This window comes from Actinotignum timonense (assembly GCF_900155575.1).
Taxonomy (GTDB): Bacteria; Actinomycetota; Actinomycetes; order Actinomycetales; family Actinomycetaceae; genus Actinotignum; species Actinotignum timonense.
Map to the genome: position 1 here is coordinate 1,144,171 of NZ_LT706966.1, position 16,181 is coordinate 1,160,351.

Here is a 16,181-nt window from a genome sequence, read left to right on the forward strand (position 1 = left end):
AAGCGCAGTTCTGTTTACGTGCTCATAGCGCTGTTTTGCTTCGCGTGGGTCTTTGCCTCGCACATGGCATACTCCCTTGCCGGTGCCAAAATGGATGACGAATGGCGCGGACGTTACGACATTCTGGTCACCGATAACAAGGCAGGCGAAGCCCTCTATTCCTCACGTGATAAAGCAGGAATGACGCTGCTGGAACAAAACTATGCAGCGCAGACCTTGCCGGAGCTGGAATCGCGAATACTAGAAGAAGTGAGAAAAATTGACGCTGTGTCAGTGGCGGCACCGGTCGGTTTCCTCGGCAGTTACAAAGGATTTTGGGTACTTCCGCAAATTGCCTCAGATGGAATAGATTTCCAAAAGTCGCCTGTGAAGAGTTATCGCGTCACATGGCAAGTGCTTGAGGCAGAAACTAAGGTTCTGGATAAAGGGACCGCGCAATATGACCTCGACGCCACAGGAATAATTGCTCGGCCCACACCCACCGGCGGTGAACCCACCGGAATCCAGTCACATATAGGCATGCGGCCAGAGCTCTACCGGTATCACTATCCAAGTGTCACCATCCCGGATGAAAACTCACTTCTTCTCACGGCTTTCGCGCTGCCAGATGTGGCAACCAGCGTCGCAGTAGTAGATCCCGTATCGGAACGTGAACTTTTAGGGTCGGCAGGAGAATGGCTCAATCCTCTCATTGAATTCGACAAGGTAGTTGAACGTAAATTGGGCCTTGGGGATCCTCTTAGTGCAGATGATCTCGCGGCTCTTCCGAACGGTGTTGTCGTTACTCAGCAAGACCTTGCTCTGGCACAGGACGCAAGATCGGGAGAAGGAAGCGAGGCGATTGCGCCGCTCGCTGCAATGCCAGGAATGGCAGAACGTGGTCGCCCGGTGCCATGGCGGGCATATGGGATGAATTCTCAGATATTTGGATACGTTGCCAACCAGGATTTCTCACCGAATATCTCTATTTCTGTTGCCATAGAGAGCGTCGACGAGCATGGAAAAACGGTGGATGCAGTCGAGCAACGCATTGATCTGGCGCATGACAATGGCCCCTTTGGCTCGCGTGCGTTTTTGCTGCCTCTTCCAGAACAAGGAGGGGAAACCTACGGGAGAATAACTGAGACCTATACCAATGGCGCTTACGTTACTGCCGATAATGTTTTCGCTCCGAAACTTACTCCGGTTCCCGCGGGTGAAACGGTGGTGGAAGATGAAGCTCCGCCGCGCGTTCAGGCTGACGAGGAATATCGGGCTAGCTTTGTGGCGAATCCCGTAGGCATTGCTCCCCTCTATATTTCTTATAACGAGTCTGACTCTCTAGCCACGCAAGTAACTCCGCAGGAGCGTGGCGCAGAGATTACGTATCGTGCGACCGCTCCCTTAGATAACTCTCTTGGCTCGGTTGTTCGTGACGGTGGCGCACCCTTTGAAGTTGGCGAGTTTACTCCGCAGCAAATAAAAACGGATGACGTACCTGGCACGGATCCCCTCGGGGCGCTCGGACTTTATTCTTCAAATCGCCTGATGCAGGGAAGCGAACGGATTGACCACCTCCGCTCAGGACTCGGTGTTGCGCTGAATCCACCATCGGCAGTGGTTTCTTACGGAAGCGCTGAGCCTCTTTCGGAGGAACTCCCGATCAACGCTATTAGAGTACGAGTCGCGAATCTTGAGGGCCTAACTCGGGAGGATGCGCTAGTAGCTATCGGGAAAGTGGCTGATCGTATCCGGTCCTTAGGTGTAGATGCCAGGGTAGTGGCAGGCTCATCACTCGGAACTGCGAAGATTTGGATACCGCAAACTGCGGGCCAAACCGATAGCGAGACCGGTCGTCAAGAAGTGGAAGCGCTTGGCTGGGTCGATCATCGCTATGTTGTGCTAGGCGCGGCGGATTTCATGGCGAGCCTCCTCACCACTCTGGTGCACTCAATTGCGCAGGCTGGCGGTATCCTCATCATCGGCGTGATTGCGGTGGTGGGAGCGGTGGAATTTGCCGCGAGACGAACAAGATTCAATGTTCTCAAAAATCAAGGATGGTCCTCATCCTCATGTCTTGCAACCGTTCTTCGGGAAGAAGCTTGGGGGCTGATTCTTCTCGCATGTGCCCTTGTAACGACGGCATTGTTTTCAGTGGCGGAACAACCTCGATTACTAGCAGGCATTCCGCTTGTTTGCGGGGCTGTTATCTATGCGCTCCTTCTTATCCTTCCGCTTCGTTACGCCAGTCGAAGGAGCGGCTCGAATCTTCCGCGAATCTCTCTTCTAGGCTGGTTAACCGTTGCTGAGGGACTGTTTATCGGAGTGTTCTGCGCGCTACTTGGTGAAGTAGTAACAATGATCGTGTGGTTCCGGAAAGGCGCCCGCGGACTAGATATTGGTGAAGCCCTTGTTGAAGTATTACTACCTGTGCTTGTAGTCCTGGCGGCAGCGGCGGGCCTGGCAGTGAGCGTATTGCTTCTCCTGGCGCGCAGGAAACAAACCGCTGTGCGGGACCTCAAAGATTTTATGTACTGGAACTTGGGCTGGAGTACAAGGAAGATCCGTACCGCGCAGGTAGGTGTCTCATTCATCGTCGCTATGTGCTGTGCCTTAGTTGGTTGGATCGTCTCCGTGACATTGATCGGAGCCGGAATGGACCGCGGCCTGTATTGGGTTGTTTTTTCTTCAGCGGCTGTCGTCCTGGTTCTCATCAACGGTCTCGGTGTGAACCCATCTACTCTCCCGCGCCGTTTTCGCGCGAGTCTACGTTTGCAGCGTTGAGAGGCGGGAAGGGACTTTCGTAACTTTGGGAATCGCGCCTCCCTCCGGGCCGTGCTTCGAGAGCGCTAGTCATCCGGGTACACTGCATCTGTGGTCGCCAATCATATTGCTCAACAGGATTCGCCCGGTAACAGCTCGCCCGGGAACACGCAGCCCGGCAGCACACCGCTCGGTAGTGAACCGGCCGGTGATACCCCGGCTGGAACTGCCCTCCTCACCCCGGTGGACGTGCGCGCGCTGTGCACGGCCCTGAATATCCGCCCCACCAAAACCCTGGGGCAAAACTTCGTGCATGACGGCGGCACCGTGCGCAAAATCGTGCGGGAAGCCGGGGTGGGCCCGGGGGATAAGGTCCTCGAAATCGGCCCGGGCCTGGGCTCCCTCACCCTGGCGCTCCTGGAAAGCGGTGCCTACGTATCCGCGGTGGAGATCGACGCCGCCCTGGCTGCCGCGCTCCCTGATACCGTGGCACGCCGCCACAGCACTCCGGAGAATTTCGCGCTGCTGCACGCGGATGCCCTGAGTATCACCGGGCCCGAACAGCTCGCTTGCCCGCCCGCGCTCCGTACCGGCCACACCGAGGTCGCGGCCACCTCCACCGTAACTGCGAGCACCGGCGATCTCGGCAGCACGCAGAGCTTCGCGCCCACCGCCCTGGTGGCCAACCTTCCCTATAACGTGGCGGTGCCGGTGCTCCTCACCCTCATGGAAGCCCTGCCCAGCCTGGAAACCATCACCGTGATGGTGCAGCTCGAAGTCGCCGACCGCCTGGCCGCCGCCCCCGGTTCGCGCACCTACGGCGTGCCCTCCGTGAAAGCCGCCTGGTACGGCAGTGCCACCCGCGGCGCGAAAATCTCCCGCCACGTTTTCTACCCGGAGCCGAATGTGGATTCCGCCCTCGTCCACCTGCGCTTGCGGCCCGCGCCCGGTACCGATGACCTGCGCGAACGCGTTTTCGCGGTGGTCGACGCCGCTTTCGCTCAGCGGCGTAAAACTCTGCGCAGTGCCCTGGGTTCCTGGGCCGGCAGCCCGGTCGCCGCCGAAACGATCCTCCAGCGGGCCGGGGTATCACCCCAGGCCCGCGGGGAAACCCTCACCATTGACGATTATGTGCGGATCGCGCAGGCCCGCGAACTCCCCAACTAAAACCCATTCCAAGGACCACCAGCTATGGCACATTTACTTTCGGTACATGACGTGGGCGTCAGTCTGGGAAGCCGCGATATTCTCAGCAACGTTTCCCTGAGTCTAGAGGACGGTAGCCGCATAGGCGTCGTCGGCCCGAACGGGGGAGGGAAAACCACGCTGCTGCGCCTCATCACCGGGGCGCTCGCGCCCACCAGCGGTGAGGTGATTCCCACCAATACCGCAAAATTTGCCACGCTCACCCAGGCCGATGAGCTGCCCGATACCACGGTGCTCGAGGCGATTCACGCCGGAACCGCTCGCCACGAATGGGCCAGCGACGCACGGGTGCGGGACCTGCATGCCGGGCTGCTGCCCGATATTCCCCTTGAGGCGCGGGTGCGTGAGCTATCCGGCGGGCAGCGCCGGCGGGTGGCCCTGGCCCATACCCTCACGCGGGACGCGAATATTATTATTCTCGACGAGCCGACCAACCATTTAGACGTGGAGGGTATTACTTTCCTGGCGCATTATATTAAGGAGCGTTTCGGCGGGCCGCGCCCGCGCGGGGCGCTGGTGGCCGTCACCCACGACCGCTGGTTCCTGGATGCGGTGGCAACTCGCCTGTGGGAAGTGGTGCCCGGGGTGGAGGGCCCGCGCGGGCAGATTCCCGGCCGGGTGGAAACCTACGAGGGCGGGTATTCGGATTATATTTTCCAGCGCGCCGAGCGGGAACGCCAGGCCGCGCTCGCCGAAGAAAAACGCAATAACTTATTGCGGAAGGAGCTGGCGTGGCTGCGGCGCGGTGCCCCGGCCCGCACCTCCAAGCCGCGTTTCCGTATCGAAGCGGCAGAAAATCTTATTGCGGATGTCCCGGCCCCGCGCGATACCGTGGAAATGACGCGCATGGCCGCCGCTCGCTTAGGTAAAGAAGTAGTCAATCTTGAGGACGTCAGCCTGCGCTACGGCGGCGGCCCGGAAATTTTACGCGGGGTGACCTGGCGGATTGCCCCGGGCGAACGCGTGGGGATCCTGGGCGCGAACGGCGCCGGGAAATCCTCGCTGCTCGCGCTCATCGCCGGGCGGCTCCAGCCCACAACCGGGCACGTCAAACGCGGCGCCACCGTGAAACTCGCGGAGCTTTCCCAGCACACTCGCGAACTCGATGAGGTTGCGGATTTACGGGTGGTGGAGGCCGTGAACGACGTCGCAGCTCGCGTGCAGGTGGGGAAGAAAGAACTCACCGCGAGCCAGGTGACCGAGCGGATGGGATTCACCCGCGAACGTGCCTGGACGCGAGTCAGTGAACTTTCGGGCGGGGAGCGGCGCCGCTTGCAATTCATGCGCCTGCTCATGGCCGAACCTAATGTGCTGCTCCTGGACGAGCCGACGAATGACCTGGATACCGATACCCTCGCCGCGATGGAAGATGTGCTGGACGGGTGGCCCGGCACTCTCATTGTGGTCTCCCACGACCGCTACCTGCTCGAACGCATGACCGACCGCCAGATCGCGGTGCTCGATGGCCACGTACGGGATCTACCGGGCGGCGTGGATCAATATTTGCGGCTGCGTGAAGAGGAGCGGGACGAGCGCGAAGGCGCCAAGGGCGCGGCTGGAGCGCGCGGAGGTGCTGGAGCTCGTGCTGGGACTGGAGCTGGGGCTCGTGCTGGCACCGGCGGTGCAGGCGGCTCGGGCAACTCCGGGGCTGCGGCAGCCATGTCTGGCGCATCGGGTGAGCGGGCTGAGAAAAGTGCGAGTGCCCTCCAGCGCGAAGCCCGCAAAGAAGTGCAACGCATTGAGAAACGCATGAACCGGCTGCGCGAACAGATCACCAAGCTGGAGGAGCGCAGCACCGCCTGCGCGGTCAGCGGGGACTATGAGGAACTCGCGCGGATTGGCAAAGAGCTGAGTGAAGCAACTGGCCAGCTTGACGAGCTGGAAGAACAGTGGCTAGAGGCAGCTGAAGTAGCCGAGGGCTAAGGCCGGCGCACTCACCCAGCCAGAATGGCCATTCCGCCAGGCGGACACACACGCGGGGCCCGGGAGAAACCCGGGCCCCGCGTGCGTCGTCGTACTACATCAGAATTTAGGCGGCCTTACGGAAAATCTGCGTGAGCTTGACGCGCTCACCCATCCGCAAAATCGAGCGTTCGTAAATCTTGCCGGCCAGGACCGCCAGCAGGAAGACCCCGAGGGCGTTGATGCCGACCGCCGCCAGTTCTTCCACGAGCGGGACCTCGCCGATGGCCGCGCGCATGGGCATCATGAACGGGCCGAAGAAGGGCAGCACGGAGAGAATCTTCGTGACCGCGGCCTCGGGCAGCGCCGGAATGAGGTAGAGCGCGGTGTAGAACGGGATGAACTGGAGGAACATGACCGGGGTGTTGATGCCGGCCAGGTCTTCCTGGCGGGAGACCGTGGCCGCCAGCCCACCCACCAGCGCGGTGGCGGTGAAGTAGCCGAGCACCATCCATACGACCGTGCGCGCCACCATCCCGGCCAGCCCGAATTCCTGGAGGAAACTGAGGTCGGGAACCAGCCCGGAAATGGCCACGCCCGTAATAATCGCGCCGATATAACCGAAGAGGATCACCACCCAGCCGGCACCCAGGCCCAGTACTTTGCCGAGCAGGAGCGTGCGCGGGCGGACCGTGGTCAAAATAATTTCCACCACGCGGGAGGATTTTTCTTCGACGACGCCGGCGCCTACCGCGCCGATGCCGCCCATCACCATGAAGAAAATCAGCATGGCACTCACCGAACCGATAAGGAAACCAATGGGATTCGCTTCGAAACCGGAGGGAGTGTAATTCACCGTCTGAACCCGGAGATTATTAATAGTATCCAGGTGGGCGAGGACCGTGGCATCCACCCCGGATTCCTCCAGCACATAGGTGCTGAGGACCTTCTTGAGAGCGGGCAGCTCCTTCGGATCCGGGGAAGTGGCCACGATCTGCGGATCGAGGGCCGTGCCGGAAATGCCGATCTCCGCTTCCGGTTCTTCGGTGGCCAGCTCGGCGGCGATATTGGAAGTGGGGAGCGCGGCGAAACCGGCACTCTCCAGGTAGGGCTGGAGCTGCGCGGCGCTGGCCTCCAGGTAAATACCCTGGGCTTGCGGGGCCGGGGCGGCGCCGTTAGCTTCATCGTCCCCGCCCAGGAAGACGCGGCCCGCGAAGCCGGCCACAATAGCGATCACCCACATAACCGCGAGGGAAATCATGGTGGCGCGGGAAGCGAAAACGTTCTTGAACTCGCGTGCGAAAACAATGCGTACCATTACTTAGCCTTCTTTCCGAACAGCGAGCCGAGCAGGCCGCGCTTTTTCTTGGGGGTGGCCGCATCATCTTCGTTTGCGGAGGGCACCTGAACAACATCGCGGAACAATTCCGTGAGGTGGGGGCGGCGCTGGGCGAATTCCACCACGGTGCCGGCCTGCTGAGCCGCCGCGAGAAGCGCGGCGGTGGGGTCTGCGGTGGGGGTGGGGTCTGCGCTTTGGGCGGGGTTGGCGGGCGCGGTCTCCACGAGCGCCCGCGCAATTCCCACGCTCAGCGGCGCTTCCGAGGTGCCGGCTAGTGGATCGGGGTGGACGGTGAATCCGGCTTGGCTGAGGGCCGTGCGCAGCGCGGTTTCCTCCGCGCGCACCGCCAGTGCGTAGGGCGGGTTACCGGAATTACGCAGCTCATCTACGGTGCCGCGGGCCACGATATTTCCACCCGCGAGGATTCCCACGCTATCGCAGAGGCGTTCGACCAGGTCAAGCTGGTGGGAGGAGAAAATAACCGGAACGCCCTCATCGGCCTTCTGGCGCAGCGTATCGCTCATGGTGCGCACCGCCACCGGGTCCAAACCGGAGAAAGGTTCGTCAAGGATGAGGAGTTCGGGATCGTGAATGAGAGCGGCGGCCAGCTGCACGCGCTGCTGGTTACCGAGGGAAAGCTTCTGGACGGCATCCTCCCGGCGCGAGCCCACCCCGAGGCGATCCGTCCAGCGTTCCATGGCGGCCTGCGCCGCATCCGGGCTCATCCCGTGCAGGCGCGCAAAATACATCAGCTGCTTATCGACCTGCATCTTCGGGTAGAGGCCGCGTTCTTCTGGCATATAGCCGATGCGCTGGCGTGCCGCGAAATCAATGGGCTGGTCATTCCAGGTCACCTGCCCGGAATCCTTACTCAGGAGGCCGAGCATAATGCGCATCGCAGTGGTTTTCCCGGCCCCGTTCGAGCCGACGAAACCGAAGATTTCACCGGGGCGAACCGCGAAGCTAAGATCCTGCAACACTTTGCGCGACCCGAAACTCTTGGAGATGTTCTCAACGGAGAGCATAAAGGGTACGTCCTTGCTATCGTGCGATTGATGAATATTCTAGGGTAGCGCGCCACCCGCCCAGACACGGGCAACCGCCGCGCGCAAGACCGGTGACGTCACCCAGAGCGCCATCGTTCTATTGCGTGTCGCCGTCTATCCTATGTCAGAGTCCCGGTGAAACCTAGAACTGAATTTCCGCACGCCCGAACGGTTAGCGCCTTTCCACGCGCCGGCTCAGTGCCCGCTTAGTGCCGGCTTAGCGCGTTTCCACGCACGCTCAGCTCCCGCTCAGTGCCCGCCGCGGGTGAGGAGACGCGGCTGCGATTCCAGCCCGCGCAAACCGTTCCACATAAAATTGACCACGTGCTCGGCCACCGTTTCTTTATCTGGTTGGCGCACATCCACCCACCACTGGCCCACCTGGCCGAGCGCCCCGGCTAGCGTCTGCCCGTAAATGCGGGCGTATTGCGGAGAAATACCATTGCGGCCGAGCATGGGAGCCAGCAAATCCGAGGCGTAATCAGCCACATCAGCGATGACGGTGGAGAAAGAATCGCCGCCCAGTGTGGCCGGCGAACGCTGCACGAGAAGGCGAAAACCGTCGTCGTTATGCTCAATATAATCCAGCACGGCGACGACGATGGACTCGAGCACCTCGCGCTCGGGCAGGCCAATGTTCATGCGCGCGGAAAGTAATTCCGTGAGCGTGACGAGCTCGCGATCCACTACCACGTTGTAAATGCCTTCTTTGGAGCCGAAATGTTCGTACACGACCGGCTTGGAGACCTGGGCGGCCGCGGCGATTTCTTCGATGGAGACCCCGTCGAAACCCTGGGCCGCGAAAAGTTCGCGGGCCACGCCCACCAATTGTTTACGCCGGTCCGCTCGCGACATGCGCACCCGCTTCTTTTCCGGGGCGGGGGCAGGTGCGGGGGGCTGTGTCGTGGTCGGAGTGGAGGCATCCGCGGTGGTGGCAGCGGTGTTCTGTTCGATGTTCTGATCGGTGTGAGCGAGCGTATTATCGGCGGCGCGGGCGGCATCAATGCCGTTCGTGCCCTCAGGCGAGGTCTGTTTCATACTTAGTATTATGCCAGGAGCGCTTCGGTCGGTTAGACTATATCGGTGCCGGCCTGCGCGTCGGCAGTTTTCCGCCATGGTGTAACGGCAACACAGCGGTCTTTGGAACCGTTATTCTAGGTTCGAATCCTAGTGGCGGAACGTTTTCGGGCGCAGCGTCAGCGCCCGTGGCGAAATATAGGGCGCATTGCCGCCAGAAAAGGGAAGGCATGGATCTCTCCGCTGTCGTCATCCTGGCTGCTGGCCAGGGAACTCGCATGAAATCAGCCACCCCGAAACTTTTGCATGAGGTGTGCGGCCGCACGCTGCTCGGGCACGCCATCACCGCCGCGCGCAGCCTCAATCCCCGCCATATTGTTGTGGTGGTGCGCCACGAACGGGATCGAGTGGCTGCCCACGCGCTTGAGCTGGACGATTCGGTCATGATCGCCGACCAAGATGACATCAAGGGCACCGGCCGCGCGGTGTGGTGCGGGATGGAAGCCCTGGGTGCGGGGGTGAGTGGCCCGGTTCTTGTGATGGCCGGGGACACCCCGCTTTTGGGTAGGGAGATTCTCGGGGAGCTCGCGCGCGCCCACGGGAACAGTGTTCACGGCAGCAGTCCGTGCGGGAACACTGTTTACATGAACGACGACGCCGCTACCGCTCCGGCTGCCCCCGCCAACCCCGCTGTCACCGTGCTGAGTGCCCGGGTGCCTGATCCGGCTGGCTACGGGCGAATTGTGCGTGATAGCCAGGGTACCATCTGCGCCGTCGTAGAAGATAAAGACGCAAGTGCGCAGCAGCGTGCCATCAACGAAATCAATACCTCCACCTATATTTTCGATGCCGCGTTTTTGCGCGAGGCGCTGGCGACCCTGGGCACCGATAACGCACAGGGGGAAATGTACCTGACCGATGTGGTGGCGCGGGCGTACCAGCTCGGCGCCGGGGTCGGTTCCTATGTAAGCAGTGATTACCTGGCTGTGGAGGGTGCGAATGACCTGGTCCAGCTGGCGGCGCTGCGCCGCGAAATGAATCGGCGCATCGGGGAGAAGTGGATGCGCAGCGGGGTGAGCATTATTGATCCGGCCACGGCGTGGATTGATGTCCAGGTGGAGCTGGAGCCGGATTGCGTCGTCGAACCTAATACAATTTTGCGCGGAACCACGCGGGTAGCGCGGTTCGGGCACGTGGGACCCGGGGAACTGAGCAATGTCATCGTGGAGGAAGGCGCGCGGGCGCGGCATGTGCACCTGCGCGATTGCCTCATTCCGGCCGGTAAATGCGCCCGGCACGCGATTGCGCTCGGGGAAGCCGCCCAGCACCGCTGCGGCGGGTAAACACTGTTCCGGCGGTAAGCACCGTTTACCGGGTAGCGGGTAGCGCCGCGATCACATAAGCTGACAACGTCGAAAAACCCAAGCAGGCGAAACACATCGGGGGAGCACAATGAGCACGGGAATGCGGGTATCGAACGATAAGCGGCTGGTCCTAGCCACGGGCCGCGCCTATCCGGAGTTGGCGGAGGAGGTTGCGCGCTGCCTGCATATCAGCATGCTGCCCACCACCATCTACGATTTCGCAAATTCAGAAATTTACATCCGCTATGAGGAGTCGATCCGCGGGGCGGATGTTTTTATTATGCAGGCTTTCAGCAGCCCCATTAATAAATGGCTGATGGAGACGCTCCTCATGGTGGATGCCGCCAAGCGCGCCTCCGCCAAGCGCATCACCGTGGTGGCGCCGTACTACCCCTACGCCCGCCAGGACAAGAAGCACAAGGGCCGCGAACCGATTTCGGCGCGGCTGGTGGCCGATCTGCTCAAGACGGCCGGCGCGAACCGCATTATGAGCGTGGATCTGCACGCCGCGCAGAGCCAGGGTTTCTTCGACGGGCCGGTGGACCACCTGTGGGCGATGCCTACGCTGGTGGAATACGTCCGCTCCATTATTACCGGCGACGACGCCGTGATGGTCTCACCCGATGCCGGCCGTATTAAGGTGGCCGAGCAGTGGTCCTCGCGCCTGGGCGGAATTCCGCTGGCTTTCGTGCACAAGACCCGCAATATTGAGAAGGCTAATACCGCGAAGGCTAACCGAGTGGTCGGTGATGTGGCCGGTAAGACCGCCATTATTGTTGATGACATGATCGATACCGCCGGCACGCTGGTCGGCGCGATTCGGGTAGTCAAGGATGCCGGTGCGAAGGACGTTATCGTGGCGGCTACCCACGCGCTGCTGTCTGGGGAAGCGGTCGAGCGGCTCTCCAATGCGCCGATTCGCGAACTCGTGGTGACTGACACCGTGCCGATTCCCGATGAGAAGCGTTTCAAGGGCTTGACGGTGCTTTCCATTGCCCCCACCCTGGCGCGCGCCATCGATGAAGTCTTCGAGGATGGCTCGGTGACCTCGCTATTTGACGGCGCGTACTAAAGGTGAGGTAGCCTCACGAGGAGGCGCTGGTGCGATGAGCGCACCGGCGCCTTTCTTGTTGTGGTGGTAGCCGGGTGCTTTTTGCGGTCGGGGAGCCGGTAATGGTCGCGGCTCGGGAGCCGGTAATGGTTTCGGCTCGGGAGCCGGTATTTTGCGCGGTCGGGGGCCGGTACTATTTGCGGCTGGGAAGGAGATAACGCACGTGGTGGTCACATCGAGCTGGGCGCTGTCCGTACTTGTCTTCGCTACCGGGTTGGTGGGCGGCATTGTGGGGTACCTGACCGGGGTGGCTTCGCTGGTCACCTACCCGGCTCTCCTGGCCCTCGGCTTCCCGCCGATTACCGCCAATGTGACGAATGCGATCAATAATTTCGGGAGCAGCCTGGGTTCGGTGCTGACCGGCTGGCGCTCCATGCGGGCGGTGCAGGCCTATCCATTGTGGCCGCAAATGTTTATCAGCGCGGTGGGAGGAGCTATCGGCGCGGTGCTGCTGCTGGCTTTCGACCCGAAAGTGTTCGAGTTTGTGGTGCCCTGGCTGGTTCTCATCGCCACCCTTTCGACGCTGGTCGGCCCCTACCTGGAACGCCGTGGCATCCACGCGAATGTCCCGGTTCCTACCTTCCTGGTGTTGGTGGGCGTGCTGGGGGTGTACGGAGGTTATTTCGGGGCGGCCTCGGCGGTTGTGTATCTTGGCATCGCCGCGATCCTCACCCCGATGACCACCCACGAGGCACTGCTGCTCAAATCCCCGGTGCTCGGCTGCGCCAATCTCACCGCGCTGCTGTTCTTCATCTGGTCCGGGGAAGTGGATTACGCGGCGGCGCTGACCATGATGCTCGGCGGGCTGCTGGGCGGGATGGTCGGCCCGCACCTCCAGCGCTTCCTCCCCGGTGGTGTGGTGCGCTGGCTGGTCGGCATCTTCGGGACAGCGCTCGCCGTTTGGTTGTTGCTGCGGGCGTTGGGGTAGGGCGGCGCGTTGATGCAGACGGCATCGAGCAAGCCTCGCGAGCATGCGTGCGGCTGCCCTTAGTTCCTCATCCGCCAGTTTCTCAGTTCCTCACTCGCCGCCGCTCAGTTCTTCACCCGCCACCCGCGCTGGCGGAATGCCTCGGCCAGGCGAGCGGTTGCGGGAACTTCGCGGCTCGAAATACGCGGAAGCGCGGGTCTGCCCGGGTTGAACATCATGCGGACGAGCCGCCGAGGGAGGTGGAGATCCGGGTGGAAAACCTGCAGTTCGATCCAGCCGTAGCTGGTGCGGAGCTCGCGCCGCTGGCGATCCTTGACCTGCTGGGAGGCGTCTCGGTGAGGTGCGCCGTCGTACTCCACAATGATGCGCTGCTCCTCGAAAAGCATATCCGGTTGGCCGAGCGGGCAGCCGTCCGGGGCGAGAAGCCGCTGGTTGAGGCGCGGTTCCGGGAATCCCGCCATGGCGATAAGGAGCCGCAGCAGGGTTTCCATCGGCGAATCCGCGCCCATCCTCGCCCAGGCCAGCGCCGAGCGGAAGTGCGCCACAAAATTCCAGCTTGGGTGTTCGGCCAGGAAAGCCTCCAGTCCCTCGCGGGTGGCGTAGGGCGCCGACCTCCCCTCGAAGCGCCGGCGAGGAATGCGCAGGAGCGCGTCAATTGCCGCGATGAGCTGGTAAAACGATAGGTCCGGCACGCTCGCCAGCACAGCGCGGGGGCGGGAGGCGATGCGCAGATCCCCGCCGGGCGTGCGGATCGTTTCGATGTCGCTGTCCAGCAGTTGCGTGCGATCCCAGCGGATGAGGGGGTGTGCATGTGGGTAGTTTTTTGAAGGGGATGAGAGGGCTACGGGTTTAGAGCTGTCCCATGTCACTAGACGAGGTGGCAGTGGCAATCCCCAAAGGCGCATTGCGGAGATCCCTGTTACCACGCTTGTAGGAAATTTATGAAGGAGAGCAATAAGCACGTCGACTTCCGTTATGTCACGTTTGGAATCCCGATAAATTCCGGGTGCTAGCCGCTCAAAACACCGATGTCGGGTGAAGGACCGAGGTAGCCCAAGCTTATCGAGCTGCGGGAGGCTAAAGATGGGAGGATGTGGTGGAAGATCTCGTAGTCGTTTGCTCATGGGGCGAGTATCGAGCCTCGCGGCCATTTGGGCAAGCCTCTATCCACAGGAACAAGCGGTTATCCACAAGTGAAAGTTGACTGGGAATCGCTGGAAGGTGCCGCTAGCGTGCCTCCGCAGGTGCGCCAAAACAAAATGTACGTGGGTGACAGTTTTTCGGCGTTTTAATGTCCAGGATGTACATTCTGTGGGCCTTAAGGTTCAAAATGCACGTTTTGCGTGTGGGGGAGGGGGTGGTACGACGACGGCGCCAGCTGGCTAGGCGGATTCTGGCGGAGTTGGTGGTGTGGCAGCGGGGGTGTTCCGGGTTCGGGCCGTGGAGTGCCTCGGAATGTGAGGCGTTGGTGGGGCAGGAAGGGCGCGGGTGTGTGAGGAGCGGCAAAAAACTTTGTTTTTTGCCGCCGTCGCCCTAAAATTGACGGCGTTGCTTCGGCGAGGGAGGGAGCTCGAAGCGCGGAATCACCCGGTCGTTGAATTGGGGAATCGCCCGGTCTACGGGATGGCGATTCTGGTAAGCCTGCGGGGCAGGGGAGCTGGGAATCGGGATTCGCGCTCGCGGACTCTTCCGTTATCGACGCGGCAGGCGCTCCTTCGGGTGGCCTGCTTTAACGAGGCCACCACCCGGCGCGGCGTGCGCGGCGCGGGTGTTCATATCGACAATATCGAGGTCAGCCCGCCATGTGGGTGACCGCTAATCTGACGAAGGAGAATCATGGCTATTGATGCTGCGAAGCTGACTGCCGAAACCCGTGATGAATTTGGCAAGGGCGCGGCCCGCCGCCTGCGCCGCGATGGGCGCGTTCCCGCCGTGCTTTACGGGCACGGAATCGAGCCGGTGCACGTGCACCTGGATGCTCACGATCTGTTCCTCGCGGTCAAGGGCAATCCGAATGCCCTGGTCAGCCTCACCATCGACGGTGAACTGACCCTCGCGCTGGTCAAGGACATTCAGCGTAACCCGCTCTCCCGCTCCATCGAGCATGTGGACTTCCTGCGCGTCAAGCGCGACGAAAAGGTCGAGGTTGAAATTCCGGTGGTCGTTGTGGGCGAACCGGCTCCCGGCCTTATCAACACCCTGGAACTCCTCAATATCCTGGTCTCCGCCCCGGCGATCGATATTCCGGAATCCATCGAGGTCAATGTGGAAGGTCTCGAAGATGGCGCCCGCGTGACCGTGGCCGACCTCAAGCTTCCCGAGGATGTGGAAGCCCTGGTCGATGGCGAAGAAATCGTGTCCCTGGTCATGGAGCCCCAGGTTGATAAGGCTCTGGAAGAAGCCGACGCCGCCATGGCCGAAGCTCAGGCAGAAGAAGCAGCCGAAGAAGCGGCAGCTTCCGAAGGTGCCGGCGAGTAATTCGGCGATGCACCTCACTCGCCACGAGTGACTCTTACGCGGCCGCGGACGCAATGTCCGCGGCCGCGTGCCGTGTCGGCGTCGTCGTAAAAAATATGAAGTACGCAGAGGCGGAACAATCCCGGGCAAGCGGGTACGGTTGAATATGCACAGGAGGAACGCATGTACGCTGTTGTTGGATTAGGCAATCCCGGTGCTACCTATGCCGGAACTCGCCACAATTGTGGGCATATGGTGGTGGCGGAGCTCGCCGCGCGTTGCGGGGGGCAGTTGCGCTCGCACGGCGCCACCCAGACGAACCAGCTTTCGGCGCGGGTCGGGGTGGCGCCCGGGCAGGCCGGTGAGCAGGTCATTCTTGCCACGTGCCAGTGCTATATGAATACGTCGGGCGGGCCGGTCAGCGCGCTGCTGCGCTATTACGACTGCCCGGTGGAGAATCTTATTGTGGTTCACGATGAGCTTGATCTCCCCTTCGGGACTCTGCGCCTCAAGCGCGGCGGGGGCGAAGGCGGGCATAACGGGCTCAAGTCGATTTCGCAGTCCACGGGCTCGAAGGATTATATTCGGCTGCGTTTCGGTATCGGCCGGCCGCCCGGGCGCCAGGACCCTTCCGATTTTGTGCTGCGGCCCTTTAGCTCGACGGAGCGCAAGGAGCTTGATGTGCTTATCGCGCAGGCCGCGGATGCCGTGGAGGATGTGCTGCGCAACGGGCTGGAAAGCGCCACGATGCGTTTGCATACGAAGCATTAACCTGCGGCGTGGAGCGGCGGCGCCGCGGCATACGGCGCGGATCCGCGCGAATACGGCACCGAACCGCCCGCGCTGCGCGCTAAATCGCCGGCACCGCGCCCGCGCGGCGCCGAGCGAGAACCGAAACCCCAGAAGGACGAGGAAGGAAACGAGCGTCCCGTGCAATTAGAATCCTTGCTGCCGCTCATCGGCGCCGATCCCGCCCTGAGTGGCGCCGCCGCCTCGACCGCCACCCGCCTGGATATTCCGATGCCGCGCGGGGTGGTGCCGCCGGCCCTGGCGTACCTCGCGCGCGCGA

At 61.8% G+C, this 16,181-nt stretch carries 12 protein-coding genes and 1 tRNA gene; 9 read left to right on the top strand and 4 right to left on the bottom strand.

Annotation, left to right across the window (positions count from 1 at the left end; all coding sequences use genetic code 11):
* The first annotated feature begins 63 nt into the window (after positions 1-63).
* The 3 genes from CZ322_RS04765 to CZ322_RS04775 all read left to right on the top strand — a co-directional run bounded on the left by CZ322_RS04765 (position 64) and on the right by CZ322_RS04775 (position 5,871).
* Positions 64-2,763 (top strand): hypothetical protein, encoded by a 2,700-nt coding sequence (locus tag CZ322_RS04765; protein ID WP_143231854.1) that lies wholly within the window; start codon positions 64-66, stop codon positions 2,761-2,763.
* 90 nt (positions 2,764-2,853) lie between these two features.
* Positions 2,854-3,909: a ribosomal RNA small subunit methyltransferase A gene (locus CZ322_RS04770; protein WP_087070436.1), complete on the top strand. Its 1,056-nt coding sequence runs from the start codon at positions 2,854-2,856 to the stop codon at positions 3,907-3,909.
* 24 nt (positions 3,910-3,933) lie between these two features.
* Complete coding sequence (locus CZ322_RS04775; protein WP_087070437.1) at positions 3,934-5,871, top strand: ABC-F family ATP-binding cassette domain-containing protein; 1,938 nt, start codon at positions 3,934-3,936, stop codon at positions 5,869-5,871.
* Between the two features lie 106 nt (positions 5,872-5,977).
* Here CZ322_RS04775 and CZ322_RS04780 read toward each other — a convergent pair whose 3' ends face one another.
* The 3 genes from CZ322_RS04780 to CZ322_RS04790 form a co-directional block, all read right to left on the bottom strand.
* Entirely contained in the window at positions 5,978-7,168 is a 1,191-nt protein-coding gene (locus CZ322_RS04780; RefSeq protein ID WP_087070438.1) for an ABC transporter permease, read from the bottom strand.
* Positions 7,168-8,214: an ABC transporter ATP-binding protein gene (locus CZ322_RS04785; RefSeq protein ID WP_087070439.1), complete on the bottom strand. Its 1,047-nt coding sequence runs from the start codon at positions 8,212-8,214 to the stop codon at positions 7,168-7,170. Before CZ322_RS04785 ends, CZ322_RS04780 begins: the two co-directional genes overlap by 1 nt.
* Positions 8,215-8,484: 270 nt before the next feature.
* Positions 8,485-9,273 (bottom strand): TetR/AcrR family transcriptional regulator, encoded by a 789-nt coding sequence (locus CZ322_RS04790; RefSeq protein ID WP_087070440.1) that lies wholly within the window; start codon positions 9,271-9,273, stop codon positions 8,485-8,487.
* A gap of 70 nt (positions 9,274-9,343) precedes the next feature.
* Between CZ322_RS04790 and CZ322_RS04795 the strand changes: the two genes are divergently transcribed.
* From CZ322_RS04795 to CZ322_RS04810, 4 genes are all read left to right on the top strand, one after another.
* Positions 9,344-9,414 (top strand) — tRNA-Gln (locus CZ322_RS04795).
* Between the two features lie 68 nt (positions 9,415-9,482).
* Positions 9,483-10,595 (top strand): NTP transferase domain-containing protein, encoded by a 1,113-nt coding sequence (locus CZ322_RS04800; RefSeq protein ID WP_087070441.1) that lies wholly within the window; start codon positions 9,483-9,485, stop codon positions 10,593-10,595.
* A gap of 109 nt (positions 10,596-10,704) precedes the next feature.
* Entirely contained in the window at positions 10,705-11,688 is a 984-nt protein-coding gene (locus CZ322_RS04805; RefSeq protein ID WP_016443229.1) for a ribose-phosphate diphosphokinase, read from the top strand.
* A gap of 202 nt (positions 11,689-11,890) precedes the next feature.
* Positions 11,891-12,655 carry a sulfite exporter TauE/SafE family protein gene (locus CZ322_RS04810; RefSeq protein WP_087070442.1) on the top strand — a complete coding sequence of 255 codons (765 nt, stop codon included), beginning with the start codon at positions 11,891-11,893 and terminating at the stop codon, positions 12,653-12,655.
* A gap of 104 nt (positions 12,656-12,759) precedes the next feature.
* Here CZ322_RS04810 and CZ322_RS04815 read toward each other — a convergent pair whose 3' ends face one another.
* Positions 12,760-13,524 carry a hypothetical protein gene (locus tag CZ322_RS04815; RefSeq protein WP_087070443.1) on the bottom strand — a complete coding sequence of 255 codons (765 nt, stop codon included), beginning with the start codon at positions 13,522-13,524 and terminating at the stop codon, positions 12,760-12,762.
* A gap of 967 nt (positions 13,525-14,491) precedes the next feature.
* On the opposite strand from CZ322_RS04815, the gene CZ322_RS04825 reads away from it, so the two are divergent.
* Positions 14,492-15,133, top strand: coding sequence for a 50S ribosomal protein L25/general stress protein Ctc (locus CZ322_RS04825; protein WP_087070445.1), 642 nt, complete (start codon positions 14,492-14,494; stop codon positions 15,131-15,133).
* Positions 15,134-15,295: 162 nt separating this feature from the next.
* Positions 15,296-15,883 (top strand): aminoacyl-tRNA hydrolase, encoded by a 588-nt coding sequence (pth, locus tag CZ322_RS04830; protein ID WP_087070446.1) that lies wholly within the window; start codon positions 15,296-15,298, stop codon positions 15,881-15,883.
* The last annotated feature ends 298 nt before the right edge of the window (positions 15,884-16,181 follow it).

Bases quoted from the DNA above. Each gene is read 5' to 3' on its own strand.
- CZ322_RS04780 (WP_087070438.1), bottom strand. From the start codon at position 7,168: ATGGTACGCATTGTTTTCGCACGCGAGTTCAAGAACGTTTTCGCTTCC.
- CZ322_RS04800 (WP_087070441.1), top strand. From the start codon at position 9,483: ATGGATCTCTCCGCTGTCGTCATCCTGGCTGCTGGCCAGGGAACTCGC.
- CZ322_RS04790 (WP_087070440.1), bottom strand. From the start codon at position 9,273: ATGAAACAGACCTCGCCTGAGGGCACGAACGGCATTGATGCCGCCCGC.
- CZ322_RS04765 (WP_143231854.1), top strand. From the start codon at position 64: ATGGCATACTCCCTTGCCGGTGCCAAAATGGATGACGAATGGCGCGGA.
- pth (WP_087070446.1), top strand. From the start codon at position 15,296: ATGTACGCTGTTGTTGGATTAGGCAATCCCGGTGCTACCTATGCCGGA.
- CZ322_RS04805 (WP_016443229.1), top strand. From the start codon at position 10,705: ATGAGCACGGGAATGCGGGTATCGAACGATAAGCGGCTGGTCCTAGCC.
- CZ322_RS04775 (WP_087070437.1), top strand. From the start codon at position 3,934: ATGGCACATTTACTTTCGGTACATGACGTGGGCGTCAGTCTGGGAAGC.
- CZ322_RS04785 (WP_087070439.1), bottom strand. From the start codon at position 8,214: ATGCTCTCCGTTGAGAACATCTCCAAGAGTTTCGGGTCGCGCAAAGTG.
- CZ322_RS04825 (WP_087070445.1), top strand. From the start codon at position 14,492: ATGGCTATTGATGCTGCGAAGCTGACTGCCGAAACCCGTGATGAATTT.